The organism is uncultured Abyssibacter sp. (genome assembly GCF_964000955.1).
GTDB lineage: Bacteria > Pseudomonadota > Gammaproteobacteria > Nevskiales > OUC007 > Abyssibacter.
The window spans coordinates 1-1,867 of record NZ_CAXFCL010000271.1; the positions used below are offsets into that span (position 1 = coordinate 1).

The window sequence follows — 1,867 nt, forward strand, 5'->3', positions numbered from 1 at the left end:
CATCGGCAACCATGACTACGCGCTGGCCAATTACCTCTACTACGCGGCGCCGCCGAGCAACGGATCACTGAGCCACGACGAGGAGTGGTACCGGCTCGACTACCTGAATTTCCGCTTCCTCGGCTTGCAGTCGAACCTGACGGTGCAGGGCGGCGCGCAACAACTACTTGGACAGACCGCGTTCATCACCTCCGAAATCGCCGATGCCCGGGCCGGCGGCGACATCGACTATCTGATCGCCGGCATCCACGCGCCCTGCAAGTCGGAGCTGTGGCTGCCCGGCGAGAGCATCCAGGTCTGTGCCTACGTCGACATGCTGGAACAGCTCTCCGCCGACACGGGGATTCTGACCGGTCACCTGTTCGGGCATACGCACGGCTACAGCCGGGGCCAGTCCCGTGATGTGCCGCATCTGTGGATGAACGCGGCTTCGGCCGGCGGCCGCGTGGATGACTGGGGCGACTATGCCCAGGCCGACTACGACGAGTTCGAGAGCACCTGGGACGAATATGGTTACTCGGTGCTGGAGTTCTCCACGGTTGGCGCGCCGGAGATCCGCAGCCTGCGCCGCACCGGCGGCGACGACCATGCGAACTATCCGAACGCGTTCTCGGCCGAGGTGGATCGCGATGCCTTCACCATCGGTGGCGACAACACCGCGCCGGATGCGCCGACGCCGCGGTTCCCGACCGGCGATCAGCCGTTCGCCGACATCCTGCTGCACGCCGGCTACAGCGATGCCGACGGTGATGCCCTGCACGAGGCGCATTGGCAACTGCGCGCCGCCTCCGGCAGCTTCGATGCGCCGTTGCTGGACATCTGGGGCAACGAGACGAGGGCGCGCAACGAGTGGTTTCGCCGGGATCTGAATGCCGGCGTGGATGTGGACTACTGGCGCGTGCCGTACCTGGAGACCGGTGAGTACTGCTGGCGTGTGCGCTATCGCGACGCGCGCTGGGCCTGGTCCGGGTTTTCCGACGAGACCTGCTTTGCGGTGATCGACACCACGGTGTCCGACAACCTGCTGGTGAACGGCGGCGCCGAGAATGGAACCGAGGGCTGGACCGTCGTCAGTGGACGGTTTGAATCGCTCAATACGTTGACCGCGGCGCCGGCTTTGCTGCGCGCGCCGCCGGCGCTGTGCGGGCTGGGTGTTCCGTCTGCGGGGCTGAACTGGTTCGTGCTTGGAGGATGCGTCGACAGGCTGGACGGGGGAGAGGCCTTTGACTACAGCGTCGTGACCCAGGCGGTGGACCTCACCGCGTTCACCGATGCGATCGCCGCCGGTACGGCGACCGCCGTGTTGCGGGCGGATCTGCGCAATGCCGCTGGCGATGATGTGCCGGTCGCGCGGTTCCGGGTGCTGGACGCCGGCGGTGATGAGATCGCCACCTCCAAGCCGGTGATCAATCAGACGCCGACCTGGAGCGAACAGGCGACCTCGCTGCCGCTGCCGGCCGGCGCGGTCGTCGCGCAGGTGCAACTCACCGGCCTGCGCCAGGAAGGCGCGGAAGGTGATGCCTACATCGACAACCTGCGCTTCAACGTCGTCACGGTGCCGGCGGCCCGTCCGGCCGACGCGCCACATCCGGTGCTGAGCCCCGGCAACGGCATGGCGCTGAAACCCAAGAAATTCATTGATCCCTGACCGCGAAGCATCCTGATGCGATCCATTTTTCTGACCAGTCTGGTGCTCGCCCTGTCGGCCTGCGGCAGCAGCGACCCGGTGCCACCCTCGGACGAAGTGACCGCGGAGCCCGCGTCGATGCGGGTGATGAGCTACAACATCCGCTACAACAATCCGGATGATGACGAAAGCGCCTGGCCCAACCGCGCGGACCGGCTCGCGGCGCAGCTGCGCTTCAAC

Annotated in this window: 2 protein-coding genes; both read left to right on the forward strand. The window is 66.4% G+C overall.

Translation table 11 applies throughout. The features are described from left to right. The coding region (locus ABNS06_RS13150; protein ID WP_348675052.1) for a hypothetical protein at window positions 1–1,648 on the forward strand (1,648 nt) is incomplete at its 5' end. A 15-nt stretch (window positions 1,649–1,663) separates the two neighbouring features. After that, a partial coding sequence (locus tag ABNS06_RS13155) for a hypothetical protein (RefSeq protein ID WP_348675053.1) occupies window positions 1,664–1,867 on the forward strand: 204 nt, incomplete at its 3' end.